This window comes from Ensifer sp. ENS06 (assembly GCF_014852205.1).
GTDB classification, from domain to species: domain Bacteria; phylum Pseudomonadota; class Alphaproteobacteria; order Rhizobiales; family Rhizobiaceae; genus Ensifer; species Ensifer adhaerens.
In genome coordinates this window covers 691,889-708,143 of sequence record NZ_JACVBC010000002.1, presented here as the reverse complement: position 1 = coordinate 708,143, position 16,255 = coordinate 691,889, and the positions used below count along the sequence as shown (strand labels likewise).

Sequence of the window (16,255 nt, the reverse complement as noted above, 5' to 3'; positions counted from 1 at the left end):
CCGCGGTGGTGTGCGAAGCCGTGGACGGATGTGTTGCGCCCGTTTCGATTGGCGGCGCGCGCATCCTGGACTATCATCTCTGCCGTTGCCGGAGAGGCAGGACATATCCCCCCTCGTTAGGTGGCGTACGACGTCACTGCAGCATGAAGCCTCCCGGCAGTGGAGGAGCGACCATGTTGACCAGGATCTCTATTGCCCTTTTGCTGGCGCTCGCGCCGGCAACGGCCTTTGCCAATCAATGCCCGACCATGATGAAGGCGATCGATGCGGCCATGCAGACCGCTTCCTTGTCCGATGCCGACATGGCCAAGGTCAAGGAATTGCGCACCAAGGGTGAGGCACAGCACCAGGCTGGCGATCACGCCGCCTCGGAGGCAACGCTTGGCGAAGCGAAGAAGCTTCTGGGCATCTGAACGAGAGACCAGGACGTCCGGAGACCAAGGTCCGGCGGGTGAGGGCGCAGCACGCTATCGGCTGCGCGACGGCTCGTTTTGTGGGCTCCCGCGACAGCAGGAGCCCAGCAGAGAGCATGACTCAGCGTGACAGCGCTTCCGTTGCGGCCTTCAGCCAGGCGCGCGTCTCGTCGCTGGCCAGCAGCGGCATCAGCTTTTCGCGCGTCTCGGCGTGATAGCCGTTGAGCCAGGCGAGTTCCTCGTCGGTCAGAAGCGCCGGCAGCACCAGGCGGCGATCGATCGGGCAGTAGGTGATCGTGTCGAAGCCGAGCATCGGCAGGTCGCCGCCATCAACCATCGTTGCCGGCTGCACCACGATGAGGTTCTCGATGCGGATGCCGAAGGCGCCGGGGCGGTAGTAGCCGGGCTCGTTGGAAAGGATCATGCCGGCCAGCAGTTCCTGCGTCGAAAGACGGGCGATGCGCTGCGGGCCTTCATGCACCGAGAGATAGGAGCCGACGCCGTGGCCGGTGCCGTGGGCATAGTCGGCGCCCGCCTTCCAGAGCGCGATGCGCGCCAAGGGGTCGAGATCCACGCCGCGCGAGCCCTTGGGGAAGCGCGCCGTGCTGATCGCAATCATGCCCTTCAGCACCAGGGTGAAGAAGCGTTTCTGCTCTTCAGGCACGGCGCCGACGGCCACCGTGCGGGTGATGTCGGTGGTGCCGTTGATATACTGCGCGCCGGAATCGATCAGGAACATGGTGCCCGCTTCGATTGCCTGGTCGGTGGCCGTGGTGACGCGGTAGTGCATGATCGCCGCGTGCGCGCCGGCGCCGGATATCGTGTCGAAGGAGATGTCCTTCAGCGGGTTCTGCATGCGCTCGCCGACGGTGGCGCGGGCGGCTTCCAGCTGGTTGGTGGCACCGATCTCGGTGACTGTGCCGGGCTGTTGGCTGTCGAGCCAGGCGAGGAACTCGACCATGGCCGCACCATCCTGCAGATGGGCGCGGCTCGAGCCTTCGATCTCGGCCGTGTTCTTCTGGGCGCGGGGCAGGCGGGCGGGATCGACCGCTTCGACGACCTTGCCGCCCTTGGCGCGGATCAGTTCGGAAATGGCGAAGGAGGCGAGATCGGGATCGATCATGACGGAGGCGCCGGCGGTGCCGAGAGCCCGCAGACGGTCGTCGAAGGTCGACGGTGCGACGATGTCGGCGATCTGGGTGAGGTAGGCCTCCTGCTCGATGCCGGTCTTGCGCTTGTCGAGGAAAAGTTCGGCGCGGCCGTCGGCGTGGATGATGGCGCGGGCCAGCGGATGCGGCGTGTGCGGCACGTCGGACCCGCGTATGTTGAATGTCCAGGCGACGGACGAGGGGTCGGTCAGCACGACGGCTTCGGCGCCCGTCTTGGAAAGGCCGGCTGCGATCGTCGCGATCTTGTCCTTGGCAAGCGTGCCCGCATGTTCGATCGGCTGGATCGTCACCTTCCCGAGCGGGGCAGCCGGACGGTTCGTCCAGATCCTGTCGAGCGGGTTGTGATCGAGGAAGACGAGCGAACCGCCGAGGGAAGCGAGCGCCTTTTCCAGCCGGCGCACTTCGGCGCCGGTGTGGACCCAGGGATCGATGCCGAGCTTGAAGCCCTTGGCTCCATGGTTTTCCAACCAGAGATGCGGCGGCTCGCCGATGAGGTCGCCGCCGGTAAAGACCGCGCCGTCGACCTGCTCCTTCAACTGAGTGACGTAGCGGCCATCGACGAAGACGACCGCTTCACGCTGCGTGATGAGGGCGACGCCGGCCGAGCCGGTAAAACCGGTGAGCCAGGACAGGCGCTCGGAGGAGGCCGGCACATACTCGCCCTGGAACTCGTCCGCGCGCGGCACGAGAAAGCCGTCGATGCCGAGGGCTGCGAAGGACGCGCGCAGGGCTTCGGTGCGCTCCTTGCCGAACTGCGGCGTGGAGGTGACTTCAAATGACTGAAACATGAGGGAATTCCGGTAGATTGAGCGGCAAACCGCGGGAAAAGATGGGCTATGTTAGCGGAAATCGCCCTTGCCGGGAAAGAGGCGATATCCTGCAGGGTGACCTGATCCCCGGTCCGCGCAACGCTGCGGTTGCACCCTGATAGGAGGGCAATTGCTCATTTACCATACATATGCGCTCAGCGCATGGCACCCATGCTCAGAAAACTCTTTCTCTATCGGAATAATAGTTTATAAGCCGCCTCAACGAACACGGACGAACATCCGGTGGTTCAAAAAGCTGCGGTTCCGAGAATAGTTGGTCACTCTGTTCTCCTCCTCCCTCAAGGGTGGTCAGCTTCGGAACGGTAGACGCCCGCTCGAGCACTCCTCCTCCTCAGGCTCGCGGGCATGGTTGGCCACAAGCCAACCAGCAGGCGATGCCTCTGGCATCGCCTTAGTTTCGAAAGGCCGCCCGTCATGATGGACGAGGCGGCCTTTTCGTTTTTCCCACTTTGCCTTGCGGCTGACGCGCCGCATTCGCGTGCGTGCGGCGGGGTGATTTAGCTGCACGTCATAATCCGATATTGTGGGAGACGTTCGATTTCCGAACGGGGTGCATCACCCGGAGGAGAGCTGGGAGCGTGGTCGAGAAGCCCATCCACCGTCGCTTGGTTGCGATCCTCGTTGCCGACGTGGTCGGCTACTCCCGCATGATGGAAGCCGACGAGGCCGGAACGTACGAAACGTTGAAGCAACGACGAAACCACGTGCTCGATCCCGTTGTTAAGGCGCACGGAGGACGCATCGTCAAATTGATGGGTGACGGTGTACTGGTTGAGTTCGCCAGCGCGGTGGACGCCGCTGAGGCGGCCATTGAACTCCAGCGAAAGATGAAGGAGGCGAATGCCGGCGTTTCCGAATCTCGCCAGATCTTGCTCCGCATCGGCATCAACATGGGCGATGTGATCGGCGAGGGCTCCGACATCTATGGCGAGGGCGTCAACATCGCCGCTCGGCTGGAGGCGTTGGCCGAGCCCGGTGGCCTCTGCATGTCGGAAAAGGTTCACAATGAGATTCAAGGCAAAATCCCCGTCGTGATGAAGGATCTCGGACTGGTGCAGCTCAAGAACATTGCGGCACCCGTCCGGACCTTCGGGATGGAAACGGCACGTCCGCTCGCGGGGGTGCCGCCTTCCCGCGGCAAGGAATTTACCACCATCGCGGTTCTTCCCTTCACAAACATGTCGGGTAATGCGGACCAGGACTACTTCGCCGACGGCATTACCGAGGACATGATCACCGAGTTGAGTCGATTCCGAAATCTCTCTGTCGTCGCCAGAAACACCACCTCGAGTTACAGGGGGCAATCGGTAAACGCGGCGAACGTGGGGCAAGAACTTGGCGCAGACTTCGTGCTTGAAGGCAGTGTCCGGCTGGCCGGCCAGCGCCTGCGCGCCTCGGTGCAATTGATCGAAGCACAGACCGGTGCAAACGTCTTTGCCGAGCGGTTCGATCGCGAAATGGCCGACATCTTTGCGGTTCAGGATGAAATCGTGGAGGCGATCGTCGCGCGGCTGTTCTTCAATCTGCAAGAGGTTGCGGGTGTCGTTCGTGCCAGGAGCGCCAAGACGAACATCTCTGCCTATACATCGTGGCTGCGGGCAGGGGCCGCCTGGCGCAATGGAGACGAACCGGGTGCGCGCGAACACATGCAGCAGGCGATTGTCCTCGACCCGGCCTATGCGCCCGCACTCGCCTCGCTGGCGCTGCTTTATGCCTATTGGCGGTTCAGCGAGCCGAACGCGGCGACGGATGCCAAGCTTGAGGCCGAGTGCCAGGAGTTCGCAGCGCGAGCAATCGCTGCCGACAAGAACGATCCATTCGTGCTTTCCACCGTTGCCGCCTGCTTGCTGTTGGTCGGGAGAGTTGACGACGCCATGCGCTACTCGGGCATCGCGATCTCGATGAGCCCGCGCGATATCAACGGTCTCGTTGCCCGAGGCATGATCGTTTCCTATGCGGGGCTACACGAAGAAGGGTTGGCTCTTGTCGAACGGGGCTGCAAGTTCGAGCCGCTCCTGCCGCCGGCGTTCCTCTCCAGTCTGGGCGATTGCCACTATCTGGTGCGCCGGTTCGATGCGGCGCTGGCAGCCTACGGAAGCCTTATCGATCCGCCGATCTTCTTCAGGCTGAACCAGGCGGCGTGTCTGGCCCAGCTTGGCCGAGCCGAGGAGGCGGCAGCCATAATGCACGCAATGCCGCAAGCGTTTGACACGGAAGTCTATGCTCGAAACACGGCGAAGATGTGCGCCTTGCCTGAAGATGCGGAACTTTGGCTGAGTGGCTTCCGCAAAGCAGGAGCGCTTATCGCTCCGTCCTCCGGTCCGGCAAAGGGGTAGGCCGCGCACCTCGGTGTCGGCAGCTTCTCATTGAAGTCTGCCGTCGATGTGTCACCTCCGTGTGAAGCGGCTTACTTCTCCAGATGAATCGTCACCCAGCCATTGCGCCAGATGGTGCGCACGTGGCGCAGGTGCTGGCCGTTGTAATGGGCGAGCACTTTCCAGCGCTGTTCGGCGAGAATGCCCGAGAGAATGACCGAGCCACCGGGGGCGAGGTTGGCGACGAGCTGCGGCGCCATCTTCATCAAGGGGCGGGCAAGGATGTTGGCGATGATCAGATCGAAGGGGCCGTTGGAGCTGAAGGCTGTCGAGTGAAAGCCAGGGGCGGTCGCAAAGGTCATGCCGGTAACGACGCCGTTGACCCGGGCGTTTTCTTCGGCAACGCGGGTGGCGATCGGGTCGATGTCGGTGGCAAGGACCGGCACGTGCATCAGTTTCCAGGCGGCGATCGCCAGCACGCCGCTGCCGGTGCCGAGATCGAGCACGTTGCGCACGGTGCGGGTGCGCGCGACGGTCGCCAGCACTTCGAGGCAGCCGGCGGTGGTGCCGTGATGGCCGGTGCCGAAGGCCTGGCCGGCGTCGATCTCGATGGCGATTTCGCCGGTCTTGACCTTGTCGCGGTCATGCGAGCCGTGCACGACGAAGCGACCGGCGCGCACCGGCGCCAGGCCCTCGAGTGACTTGGCGATCCAGTCGATATCCGGCAGCACTTCGCGCTCGATCGGGAGATGAGCGAAGTTTTCAGAGAGCGCTTCGGTGAGACGTTCGCCCACGCTCTCCTCGTCGACCATCATCATGTAGATCGAGGCTTCCCAGATGTCGCGCTTCTCGTCGACTTCCGTCGTGCCGATGGCATAGTCCTCTTCGCCGAAGACCTCGCTCATGCGGTCGAGCACGGCTTCCGCCTGCTTCTCGGTGGTGGTGACGAAAAGTCTGATCTCGCTCAAGGGTCCGTCCTTCGGCTGGCAAATCCGCCGCCCGCACCAAGCCCTGAAAGGGGTGCGCTCAAGCGTCGGCAATCGTGTGCTGTGCGCTATCACGATTGCCCTACAAAGGCAAAGAGCCGGACGGGGCCGGCGCTTGCATCTTCAGGTCAGGATCGAAGGGCTCAGCCCTTGGTCAGGTTTTCCAGCTTCTTTACCGCCGTCTCCGGGTTTTCCTCGTAGGCGATGGTGCCGGAGAACTTGCCGTTGGCGTCGAGCAGGAACACCGATGCGGTGTGGTCCATGGTGTAGTCGCCGTCGGGCTTTGCGGCGTCGACCGGAACCTTCTTGGCGTAGACGCGGAAGCCCTTGACCATCTCCATGACCTTGTCGGCCGGGCCGGAAATGCCGGTGATGCGCTTGGAGACGTTGGAGACGTACTGGCCGAGGATTTCGGGCGTGTCGCGCTCAGGGTCGACGGTGATGAAATAGGCCTGCAGCTTGTTGCCTTTGGGGTCGACCTTTTCCAGCCAGCCGTTCAGTTCGAACAGTGTCGTCGGGCAGACCTCGGGGCAATGGGTAAAGCCGAAGAAGAGCGCGGTCGGCTTGCCGGTGAAGGCCTTCTCGGTGATTTCCTTGCCGTCCTGGGCAACCAGCGTGAAGGGAACGCCGAAGGGGCCGGAGGCGGCCTGCTCTTTCGACTGGGTCATTTCATAGGTCAGCCAGCCCAGGATACCCGCCATGACGACGACGGCGGCCCAAAGGACGATGCGGATGGTTTTCATGCGTGCTACCGATTTGTTGGGGCCGAAGACGGCCGTGTCCGGTTGATCGGCCCTTGATACCGCCTTCACGGACCCCGCGCAAATGGGACAATTGCCGCAGGTTGTGGCAGCGGGGCGAGCATTTTGTCGGGCGGCTGCCACTCATCCCGCTGCCGCGACCTTCGTCGTGACGGGGAGAAGGGACCGCACGGCCACCTCCCGCTCCGACAATGAGCCTCAGTGCGCCAACACCCACCGCAGAAGAACCGCACGGCGACGTTTCGCTCGCTTTCGTCCCTTCTTCCCGCAAGCGGGGAGAAGGTTAGGGTAAGGGGCAAAACTTAGAAGCGTGGCCGCGCTAAAAACACCAGGAAAGGCCGGACTGGGCGAGTGCCAGGAACATCTCGGCGCCGTTTTCCATCCAGCCGCGGAAGGCAAGCAGCAGCACGACGGCGATCGCGGCCGCAAGGGTTGCGACGAGAGGAAGGCGGATCGAGCGCTCGGTCTTCGTGTTCATGGCGTCATCATAACAGTTCGGGCGGCAAGGGGAAGCGGGCGCGCCGTCGGCGGACCGTGGGTCTGTCTGGGCCTGTCACGAGATCGGTGTCAAAACCGGCACCCGGCGTGCTGATGGATTGTGCCCTCAAATGCCGGGAAAACCGGCGCTTGCAGTAAATATGCGCGATCTCGAAAATAAGGCGCTTTCCCTGGGGATCGGCGAGGCGCCTTAGCGAATGTTTAAGGTCTGTTTGACAGTGTTTTTCCAGCGCGGGGGAGCGTTGTGCTCCGACATGACATGAGGTCATCCGGTTTGATCGAGCCCGGTTTTCCGCATCGATCCTAACGGAGGATCCGGCCCGCGCCGGGTCCGTGAGCATGGAATGTCTATGACCGCCGCATCTTCCCCATTGAAGCACAATCTTTCCGTAAGCCAGCGGCTGGCAACGCTTGCCGGTGCCGCTTTCGTCGGGTTTGGCTCCGTGCTCGGGGTCGCCTGGTACGAGGGCCGGCAGGCGAACGATGCCCTGCAGGGCGCGCTCGCCGCGCAGAACGGGCTGACCACGGTCGACGAGGTCCGGCTTGCGACCACCAATCTCGTGCTCAATGCGATGGACAGCATCATCGACCGCGAGGAGGGCGCGATCCAGCCGGCGCGCGCCGCCAGCATCGCCGAGATCCTGAAACTGCTTGAGACGAAATCGACCGATATCAAGGCGCTTGCCGGCCTCATTGGCGGCAGCGATGCGCTTTCGACCTTTGACGCCGATGTGGCGGAACTGCGCCAGGCGATCGGAACGGACCTGAAGGCACTGATCGAAGGCAAGGCTTCGGCTGACGACTTCGGCAAGATCGACGACGCGATCGACGGTGCCGGCGAACGGGTCGCCACGGCGCTCGCCGGCCTTTCCGAAGCAGCGACGACGCTGGTTCAGACGCGCGTTGCCGAGGCGCGCGCCACCTCCGACGAGGCGTTCCAGCTTCAGCTCGCCTCCGGCCTCATCGCCATGGCGACGCTGCTTTATCTGCTCTGGTTCCATGGCAGCACGCTCAGGCGCGGCATTCTCTCCCTGCGCGATGGCATGCAGCGGATCCAGAAGGGCGAACTTTCGACCAAGCTGGAAGCGCTCGACCGCGGCGATGAAATCGGCGCCATGGCGCGCTCCGTCGACCTCTTCCGCCTGTCGGCAATCGAAAAGCAATCTCTCGAACAGAGTGCTGCCCACAGCCGCCGCGAGATCGAGAAGGAACGCGAACAGCAGCAGCAGGAACGCGAGGAGGCGGTGCGCCGTATCCAGGCGGCGATCGACAATCTCGGCCGCGCGCTGACCCAGCTTGCCGAGGGTGACCTTGCCGTTGCCATCGACCGACCGTTCGACGGCAATCTCGACCAGCTCCGGCAGAACTTCAACCAGACGGTCGAGCGGCTGCGCGTGGTGCTTTCGAGCGTCAAGGACAATGCGCTTTCGATCGAATCCAACGGGCGGCAGATGCGCACGGCGGCCGACGACCTGGCGCGCCGCACCGAGCGGCAAGCCGCTTCGCTGGAGCAGACCTCGGCAGCCCTCGACGAAATCACCGTGACGGTCCGCACCGCGACCCAGCGCGCCGAAGAGGCGAGCCAGATGGTCGACCAGACCCGCACCAATGCCGAGGAGTCCGGCCGCATCGTCGGCCAGGCGATCGCCGCCATGGCCCGCATCGAGGGTGCCTCGAACGAAATCGGCAAGATCATCAACGTCATCGACGAGATCGCCTTCCAGACCAACCTTCTGGCGCTCAATGCCGGCGTCGAGGCGGCGCGCGCGGGCGAAGCCGGCAAGGGCTTTGCGGTCGTGGCGCAGGAAGTGCGCGAGCTGGCGCAGCGCGCCGCCGGTGCCGCCAAGGACATCAAGGCGCTCGTCAGCCGCTCCGGCAGCGAGGTCGGCACCGGTGTCAAGCTGGTGCAGGCGACCGGCGAGGCGCTCGGGCGGATCGGCACCGATGTCGCGCGCATCAACGAACTGATGACCGCGATCGTGATGGCGGCGCGCGAACAGTCGACGGGTCTCAACGAGATCAGCACGGCCGTCGGCCAACTCGACCAGATGACGCAGCAGAACGCCGCCATGGTCGAACAGACCAATGCCTCCAGCCACACGCTGGCGCAGGACGCCGAACGCCTGACGGACCTCGTCGGCCAGTTCCGCGAAGGGCACACGATGCAGCGCGCCATGCCGACGGCGGCGCCGGCGCCTGTGACGCCCGCGGCGAGGACCGCTGCGCCGGTGCAGACGAAAACACCTTCGGTTTCAGCCGTTCAGCGGCCGGCAGCCAAGGGCACCAGCGAAGCGGTGCCGCTGCGCAAGATCGGCGCTGCCAAAATGGCCTCGTTTCCAACTCCATCTCCCGCCAAGGCCCTGATGGGCAAGCTTGCGGGCGCATTCGGCAACAAACCGGGCTCGGTGCCGTCGACGACGGCCTCCGGTGAAAACTGGGAAGAATTCTGAACATGAGCAACGCAATCAAGCAGTCCGGCGCCTATCTCGAAATCGTGTCGTTCCACCTCGGCGACCAGGAATTCTGCATCGATATCATGGCGATCCGCGAAATCCGCGGCTGGGCGCCGGTAACGCCGATGCCGCATACGCCGCCCTACGTGCTCGGCCTCATCAACCTGCGCGGCGCGGTGATCCCGGTCATCGACATGGCGGCCCGCCTCGGCATGAAGATGACCGAGCCGTCCGAGCGCTCGGCGATCATCGTCACCGACATCGCCGGCAAGCTCGTTGGCCTCTTGGTCGAGCAGGTCTCGGACATGATGACGATCAAGAGCGAGGCGCTGCAGCCGGCGCCGGAGATCATCCCGGAAGCGCAGCGCGCCTTCTGCCGCGGCATCGTCGCTTTGGAAAAGACCATGGTCTGCTTCCTCAACCTCGATACCGTCATTGCGGACGAGTTGGCCCAGGCCGCCTGACGCAAGCTTGTTCCTTATCTGAGAAAGCCCCGGTGCATCGGCGCCGGGGCTTTCTTGCGTTTCGGCGTGTTTTCAGACCGTTTCCGCACGTACTGGAACGATACGGTCAAGTTAAACTTCGGCAATGAACTTCACGCTTGGGCGATGCCATTGTGACAAAACGTCAAGTGGCTGGGCGGGTTACTTGTACTACTTTACCGGTGTTGCCGGGTGCCCGAACGGAGGCCGGGTGCCTGGTCCCGTCAACAGGAGTTGAACCTATGACAATCTCTCTCAGGAAACTCGCCGCCGTGCTCTCCGTTACGATGGTCATCGCCGGACCGGCCTTGGCCGACAGCTATTACCAGGGCATCGACGTCAACAATCCTCCCGGAACACAGAACACACACAAGATGATGACGCCAATGAAGCGGCCGAGCGCTTCGGTTGACACGATGTCGACGGGCAGCATCAACAGAATGTCGGCGCCGACGCCGACGCCGGTCTACCGTGATCGCAACCCCTATGGCGGATACCAGGGCGGTGATGGCGACTACTACCAGGGCATCGTTCCGCCGACGGCCTACTAGATCATCCCGCGGTGAAGTGGAAACGTTGAAAGCGGAAATTCGATTTGGCATGAATGCGCCAGGGAGTTCACGTAGGTTCGTGTGAACGCACGGAACGTCAGGTGCTTACAAAAGCGGAACGGGTTGCTCCCAGACTTCTCCCTGTTTCGCACCGAAGAGGTTTCGGAAGCGCCCGCAAAGCGGCGGACGCTTTCAACCTTTGACCGATCGCCTTGCACGCCGATGCCGGCGGCAGGGACCGCTCCTACTGCGGCTTGCCGTTCTGCCAGTTGACCGTCTGGCCGTAGAGCGGAATGGTGGTGATCGACATCTTGGCAGAGCCATCCGTCAATTCGCGCGAATGCGCCAGATAGATCAGCGTATCGTTCCTTCGGTCGTAGATCCGTGTGACGAGCAGGTTCTTCCAGACGAGCGACAAGCCGGCGCGAAACACTTCCTCGCCTTCCTTGGAAAGATCGATGTCGCCGATTTCGATCGGGCCGGTCTGCCGGCAGGCGATCGAATTGTTCGACGGATCCTCGAACCAGTTGCCGTTCTTCAGCCGGTCGATGACGCTGCGGTCGAAATAGGTCACGTGGCAGGTCACACCCTTGATCTTCGGGTCGCTCACGGCATCGATCATGATGTCGTTGCCGAGCCAGTCGACCCCGACTTCGCCGACTGTTTCGGCGCGAGCGGGCAGGGCTGTGGCGGCTATGGCAAGGCCGGCAAAAAAGAGCGCACGAAGCGAACGCGACATGGATGTCCTCCTGCAGCGCCTGACGTCTCACGCAAGGTCGCCGTAGCATTTTGAATTGACGCATGTTTTTGCCGAGGCAATCCCCGGGAAGGCATGCGCTCGGGCAGCCAGGTTCACATAGGTTCGGGAATTGGCTTTACAAGGCGTGCCGGCTCAACCGGTGCCGCGAAGAAGCTGCGGCTCGAGGTTTCGGTGGTCGGCAGCGCGCATTTGCGCGGCGGCGGCGGCAAGAGCCCGTGCGCTGGCCTCGGGCTGGAAGCGGCCGGCGATGGTGCAGCGGTCGCGGCCGTCGGCTTTGGCGTCGTAGAGCGCCATGTCGGCGCGGATCATGATGTCGCTGATCGTATCTCCGGGCTCGGCCTCGGCAAGGCCAATGCTCACTGTCAGCCGGATGGGGCGGTCGAAGCGGCCGATCGGCGTATCGCGCACCGTGCGACCGATCTCCTCAGCCACCGCAAAGGCGGCATCTTCCGAGTGATTGGGCAGGACGATGCCGAACTCTTCGCCGCCGATGCGCCCGAGCGTGCCGCGCCCGCCGAGACAGGCGGCGACCGTGCCGGCGAAGTGGCCGAGCGCCGTGTCGCCGACCGCATGGCCGTAGCGGTCGTTGATCTGCTTGAAATAGTCGAGATCGAGCAGCAGGAAGGTGACGGGTCTCTGGCGCGCAAAACCCACTGTCAGCGCCCGCTGTCCGAGGTCGAGCAGCGCGCGGCGCGACAGGGCGCCCGTCAGCTCGTCACGGGCAATGGCGCTCTTGAGGTCGGTGATCACCCGGTTCTGGATCATCAGGATCACGCCGAGGAACAGCACAGGCAGGTAGAAATATCTAAGCACGACGCAGGCGAAGTCCCAGCTGGCCGACGCAAGCGGGGTTTCGGCGGTCCCGTGGGCGATCGGCGAGAAAATCGTGACCGCGATCAGGGCGGAACAGCCGATGGCGGCGCAGCCGATGACGCAGAGGCGCTCGATCGGCCCGGGCGCTGCGCGCCGGTGCTGCGAACAGACGGCGATGATCAGCACGAAGGCGGCGGCGATGCCGACGGCCGACAGTGCGTGCAATGTCGCGCTGTGCGGGCCGAAGGCGGCAATCAGCACCACCACGGCCGAAATCGAGGCGGCAGCGACCAGCGGCGTCGACATCGGCCGGAGGACACCGAGCGCCCGGTGAAAGCCCGAGAGCACGAAAAGACAGGCGCCAATGAGAAAGACGATGCCGATCAGCGACAACGGCCGCAGCGCCGGGATCTCGGATAGCATCAGAAACAGCGTTGCCGCCGCTGCGATGGCGCAGGCGGCTGCAAAATCCGTGCCCCCCTCGACCATGGAGGCCCGCAGGGAAATCAGCACCGGGAGCATCGCCAGAAGAGCGATGATCGATATGGCAGGGAGAAAGCTCATTTCGAAACGGCCTGTCGTGCTAAAATCAACAAAGGCGGCTTGCGTCTCAGCCAGATATGTGACGCCAATTGGTAGCGATGGCGCCTTAACGAAACCCGGCGAAATCCGTTGCAATTTTAGCGATTGGTCGGGATTGGCACGGTTGTTCACAACGGCGCCCGATCAACCGTGGGGCGGCACGCCGGCAGGCGAAGAGGCGTGCATGAACGGTACCGCCCGCAGCCCCGGGGCGAGGCCCTTCGGGCGGCGCGATCCGAGCCTCCGGCCAGGCATGCGCGCGCCTTGTTTTCAGGGCCCGATACTCACGCAGCAGGATGAACCGGGAGAGGCGACATGTTCACGGCAACGTGGCTCTTCGAGGACAGGGCGGATGCCGGGCGCCAGCTGGCGCGTGCGGTCGAAGACAAGGGTCTTGACGATCCGCTCGTCATGGCGCTGCCGCGCGGAGGCGTTCCGGTCGCCTATGAAATCGCCGTCCATATTGCGGCGCCGCTGGAAATCCTGATCGTGCGCAAGATCGGCGCGCCTGGGCATGAGGAATTCGGTCTGGGCGCTCTGGTCGATGGCGAGGAGCCGGAACTGGTGCTCAACCGTCGGGCGATCCGGCTGGTCCGTCCGCCGAAAGGCTATCTGGAGGCCGAAACGGAGCGCCAGCGCGCCGAGATCCTGCGCCGCCGCACGCTCTATTTCGGCGACCGCGCGCCGGCGTCGGCCCGGGGCCGTGATGTAATCCTCGTCGACGACGGCATCGCCACCGGCGGCACCGTGCGGGCGGCGATCAAGGCGCTGCGGCGAATGGGGGCGGGGCGCCTCGTGCTTGCTGTTCCGGTGGCGCCGAAAAGCGAACTTACCGAACTGCGCAGCCAGGTCGATCGCATCGTCTGCCTCGCCACGCCCTTCGCCTTCCGTGCCGTCGGCCTGTACTACCGCAATTTCGAGCAGACGGCAGACGAAGAGGTGCTGGCGCTGATGGAGAAGGCGCGGCTGCGCAACGAGCGCGATTGATCCATGTTCCGGGCAAGCCGGGCTCCGGTTGCCGCGATTTCCGCCAGGCATCCGAATAGTTGCGCGAGGCGGCCGAAACCGTCTTGCAAGCCTCCTTCTCCCGCGCCACATTCCCGGCGCGCGATGTTGCCGGGAGAGGGCGCCGGAGGAGGCGCCCGGAGGAGATGTCATGGCCGCGAAACTGGAAATCGGAAAGACGCTTGAGGATTTCTGCCGGCCGGAGCGGATGGCGCTCATCGTCTACGACATGCAGGTGGGGATTACCAATCAGGTCAAGAACGGCCCGGCGGTGCTTTCCAAGGTGCTGAAGGTGCTGGACGCTGCGCGGGCCGGCGGGTTTCCGGTGATCTTTCTCCGGCATCTGTCGATGCCGAGGCCGCTGATGGGCGCCTTCCAGCTACGCCAGGCGATGGCCTGGCAGCGGACAGACGATCCGGATGCGGTGCGCCCCTGGTTTCTGCGCGGCACGCCGGGCTTCGAGCTGGTGCCAGAACTTGCGCCCCGTGACGACGAGGCGATCCTCGACAAGATCACGTTTTCCGCCTTCGAGGGCACGCCGCTCGCCATGATCCTGCGCGACCTCGGGCTTACTTCCTTCGCCATCTGCGGCATCGCCACGGAAATCGGCATCGACCCGACCGTGCGCCATGCGACCGATCTCGGCCTGGTGCCCGTCGTCGTGCGTGACGCCTGCGGGGCAGGGCATCACGAGGCCGGTGAGCGCGCGATGGAAAACATCGCCTTCATGGGCGATGCGATCATGACCGACGTTCAGGCAATCACCGCTGCGATGACCAAACGCTAGGGGCCGCAGTGCCGCTCCATCCAATCGATCACAGGACCGACAAATGACCGACAAGCTTCACATCCGCCCGATAGCCCGGACCGACTACGAACAATGGCTGCCGCTCTGGGACGGCTACAACGCCTTCTACGGCCGCTCCGGCGAAACCGCGCTGGACCCGGCGATCACCGCCATGACCTGGTCGCGCTTTTTCGACGCCTACGAGCCGGTGCATGCGCTGGTGGCGGAGAGCGAAGGGCGGCTGATCGGGCTTACGCACTACCTCTTCCACCGCAGCACGACGATGATCCAGCCGAACTGCTACCTACAGGACCTCTTCACCAATGCGGAAGCCCGCGGCAAGGGCGTCGGACGAGCGTTGATTGAGGGCGTCTATGAGGCGGCACGTGCCGTCGGCGCGCCACGCGTCTACTGGATGACGCACGAGACCAATGAGACGGCGATGACGCTTTACGACAAGGTGGCGGAGAAGTCGGGGTTTCTCGTTTATCGCAAGGCGGTCTGAGGGCTCTCCTTTCGGCTGCTCACTTCGCCGTGTGTGCGCGGATGCCAGGGGCACATGCATCGGGATCCAGCATCCGCGAGGTCCAGATCTCAGTCGGGCCGAAGCCCTTGACGTCCTCGCGGCCGGAGCAAATGAACAGGAAAGACTCGCCTAGTCGCTGCCTGATTTCTGCGGTGGTGGTGATGCAGTCGGGCTTGCCGATCGCTTCCAGGCGCGCGGCAAGGTTCACGGGTGCACCCCAGATATCATAGGCGTATTTCGCTCGCCCAAGCACGCCAGCCGTTACCGATCCCGAGGCCATGCCAGCGCGCAGCTTGAGGACGACGCCATGGCGTTCGCCGATCTCGCGGGCCGCGGCGATGGCGCCGAAGCCGAACACTGCCGCCGCCTTCTCGGGCGTGGGGTGCCGGGCGGGCACGCCCGCCACCGCAAGATAGGCATCGCCGATGGTCTTGATCTTTTCGACACCGGTTGCTGCGGCCAGGCGATCGAACTCGCTGAAGAGCTCGTTGAGCAGGTTGACCGTCCGTTCCGGCCCCAGGCTGTTTGACAGGGCCACGAACTGGACGATGTCGATCAGGACAACAGTCGCATGCTCGAATTCGTCGATGATCGTTTCACGCTCGTTCCGCAGCAGGCGCGCCACGATCTCGTCCGGCATGATCGACGTCATCAGGCGGGCGAGCCGCCCCTGCGCCTCTCTCGCCAGGTGGAAGGCATAGTAGATCGTTGCGAAGCACATGAGCGTAAGCGTGATGATCGACGACGAATGGAGGAGTTGCAGGAAACGGGTGTCGTCATAGACACCCGACCGCGCCTGAGGAAACGCGATGGATGCGGCGATGACCGTGATCGCAGCCATGGCGCTGAGGACCGTCACCAGTGCGATGTTTTGAAACCCGAGGATCGCGAAGGCGACCGGCGTCACGCCGAGCAGCGTCAGCAGGACGCCGGAGTCCCGGCCGACATAGGAGGCGATCCAGACGAGGACCACCACACAGATACCGAATTCCCAAAGCCCTGACGCGACGCGGCCGAAGCGATGAAAAAGCGGAGTCATGGCTGCCGCGACGGCTAGCGCGAGATTGGCATAGACGAGGGGAATGAGGCTCGGCTCGCCATAGAGTGCGTAGATGAGGGCAAAGCTCGTGGTGGTGACGACGATCACACAGGCCGCGACATTCGCGACGAGGATGCCTTCACGGTCACCCTCCGCAGCATTTGCGGCGCCCAGCTCCAGCAGGCTGCGAACAGCGCTCGTCCAGGACATGTCTCCACCCACTTTGCGTCGAGGGAGATCGGTACATGGTTTCGTTCAAACGCGAGAATTGTGCCCGCAATATTA

At 63.7% G+C, this 16,255-nt stretch carries 15 protein-coding genes; 8 read left to right on the top strand and 7 right to left on the bottom strand.

Annotated elements, in window-relative coordinates; all coding sequences use genetic code 11:
• The first annotated feature begins 173 nt into the window (after positions 1-173).
• A complete protein-coding gene (locus IB279_RS12670; RefSeq protein ID WP_034792522.1) occupies positions 174-413 on the top strand; it encodes a hypothetical protein in 240 nt (79 codons plus the stop codon).
• A gap of 121 nt (positions 414-534) precedes the next feature.
• Here IB279_RS12670 and IB279_RS12665 read toward each other — a convergent pair whose 3' ends face one another.
• Positions 535-2,370 (bottom strand): aminopeptidase P family protein, encoded by a 1,836-nt coding sequence (locus IB279_RS12665; protein WP_112771096.1) that lies wholly within the window; start codon positions 2,368-2,370, stop codon positions 535-537.
• A 620-nt stretch (positions 2,371-2,990) separates the two neighbouring features.
• Between IB279_RS12665 and IB279_RS12660 the strand changes: the two genes are divergently transcribed.
• A complete protein-coding gene (locus IB279_RS12660) occupies positions 2,991-4,748 on the top strand; it encodes an adenylate/guanylate cyclase domain-containing protein (protein ID WP_089043449.1) in 1,758 nt (585 codons plus the stop codon).
• A gap of 71 nt (positions 4,749-4,819) precedes the next feature.
• Here the strand turns inward: IB279_RS12660 and IB279_RS12655 are convergent, their stop codons facing one another.
• From IB279_RS12655 to IB279_RS12645, 3 genes are all read right to left on the bottom strand, one after another.
• A complete protein-coding gene (locus IB279_RS12655; protein WP_112771095.1) occupies positions 4,820-5,695 on the bottom strand; it encodes a 50S ribosomal protein L11 methyltransferase in 876 nt (291 codons plus the stop codon).
• Positions 5,696-5,856: 161 nt separating this feature from the next.
• Positions 5,857-6,456: an SCO family protein gene (locus tag IB279_RS12650; protein ID WP_112771202.1), complete on the bottom strand. Its 600-nt coding sequence runs from the start codon at positions 6,454-6,456 to the stop codon at positions 5,857-5,859.
• A 337-nt stretch (positions 6,457-6,793) separates the two neighbouring features.
• Positions 6,794-6,952 carry a hypothetical protein gene (locus IB279_RS12645; RefSeq protein ID WP_034792531.1) on the bottom strand — a complete coding sequence of 53 codons (159 nt, stop codon included), beginning with the start codon at positions 6,950-6,952 and terminating at the stop codon, positions 6,794-6,796.
• 370 nt (positions 6,953-7,322) lie between these two features.
• On the opposite strand from IB279_RS12645, the gene IB279_RS12640 reads away from it, so the two are divergent.
• From IB279_RS12640 to IB279_RS12630, 3 genes are all read left to right on the top strand, one after another.
• Positions 7,323-9,422: a methyl-accepting chemotaxis protein gene (locus IB279_RS12640; protein ID WP_234824424.1), complete on the top strand. Its 2,100-nt coding sequence runs from the start codon at positions 7,323-7,325 to the stop codon at positions 9,420-9,422.
• 2 nt (positions 9,423-9,424) lie between these two features.
• The gene (locus IB279_RS12635; RefSeq protein WP_034792537.1) at positions 9,425-9,889 is read left to right on the top strand and encodes a chemotaxis protein CheW; all 465 of its coding nucleotides are present in this window, start codon (positions 9,425-9,427) and stop codon (positions 9,887-9,889) included.
• Positions 9,890-10,149: 260 nt separating this feature from the next.
• Positions 10,150-10,458 carry a hypothetical protein gene (locus IB279_RS12630; protein ID WP_112771093.1) on the top strand — a complete coding sequence of 103 codons (309 nt, stop codon included), beginning with the start codon at positions 10,150-10,152 and terminating at the stop codon, positions 10,456-10,458.
• Between the two features lie 244 nt (positions 10,459-10,702).
• On the opposite strand, the gene IB279_RS12625 is transcribed toward IB279_RS12630, so the two are convergent.
• Both IB279_RS12625 and IB279_RS12620 read right to left on the bottom strand, forming a co-directional pair.
• Positions 10,703-11,197, bottom strand: coding sequence for a CreA family protein (locus IB279_RS12625; protein WP_034792543.1), 495 nt, complete (start codon positions 11,195-11,197; stop codon positions 10,703-10,705).
• Positions 11,198-11,350: 153 nt separating this feature from the next.
• Positions 11,351-12,595: a diguanylate cyclase gene (locus IB279_RS12620; protein ID WP_181529501.1), complete on the bottom strand. Its 1,245-nt coding sequence runs from the start codon at positions 12,593-12,595 to the stop codon at positions 11,351-11,353.
• Between the two features lie 333 nt (positions 12,596-12,928).
• Between IB279_RS12620 and IB279_RS12615 the strand changes: the two genes are divergently transcribed.
• The 3 genes from IB279_RS12615 (at position 12,929) to IB279_RS12605 (ending at position 14,910) form a co-directional block, all read left to right on the top strand.
• Positions 12,929-13,600, top strand: coding sequence for a phosphoribosyltransferase (locus IB279_RS12615; RefSeq protein WP_112771092.1), 672 nt, complete (start codon positions 12,929-12,931; stop codon positions 13,598-13,600).
• Positions 13,601-13,769: 169 nt separating this feature from the next.
• Complete coding sequence (locus IB279_RS12610; RefSeq protein ID WP_112771091.1) at positions 13,770-14,405, top strand: cysteine hydrolase family protein; 636 nt, start codon at positions 13,770-13,772, stop codon at positions 14,403-14,405.
• Between the two features lie 43 nt (positions 14,406-14,448).
• Positions 14,449-14,910: a GNAT family N-acetyltransferase gene (locus IB279_RS12605; protein ID WP_034792558.1), complete on the top strand. Its 462-nt coding sequence runs from the start codon at positions 14,449-14,451 to the stop codon at positions 14,908-14,910.
• 19 nt (positions 14,911-14,929) lie between these two features.
• On the opposite strand, the gene IB279_RS12600 is transcribed toward IB279_RS12605, so the two are convergent.
• Positions 14,930-16,180, bottom strand: a complete 1,251-nt coding sequence (locus tag IB279_RS12600; protein ID WP_112771090.1) for an adenylate/guanylate cyclase domain-containing protein — start codon at positions 16,178-16,180, stop codon at positions 14,930-14,932.
• Positions 16,181-16,255 lie beyond the last annotated feature (75 nt).